Raw genomic sequence first — 333 nt, 5'->3', positions numbered from 1 at the left:
CCCTTTAGATGTGGTTGTAGCATCTGCGGCAGATGCACCCGTCATTTTCTGCCAGTTCGTTCCATCAAAATAATAATATCCTGCAGCGGTAATACTGGCAGTCGCTCCTGCCGGAGCAGTGTCGGCTGAAGAGGCATAAACAATAAGTCCTTTCTGTGCTGCTCCGTAGACCGCTCCTGCTGTTGCGGTACGGATCTGGTCACCGCTTAATTGCGGGATAATGAGTCCTTCGGGTTTGCTGCCGTCGGTTGTTTTGGCGGTGATGTCGAGGGTAGCTTTTGGGGAAGTATTATTAATCCCCACCTGAGCAAATGTCGTCATGCTGAACAGCAG

The 333-nt window shown here is 51.1% G+C and carries 1 protein-coding gene; it reads right to left on the bottom strand.

Features of this window, described 5'->3' with window-relative positions; translation table 11 throughout:
• Positions 1 to 333, bottom strand: a 333-nt coding sequence (locus ACPYOJ_RS34930; protein WP_481420318.1) for a hypothetical protein, incomplete at both ends; no start/stop codon positions are given.

The sequence above is a fragment of the Rhizobium sp. SVR5-9E genome, assembly GCF_056755095.1.
Note: the sequence above shows the minus strand (reverse complement) of the source record. Positions and strands in the feature narration are given on the sequence as shown.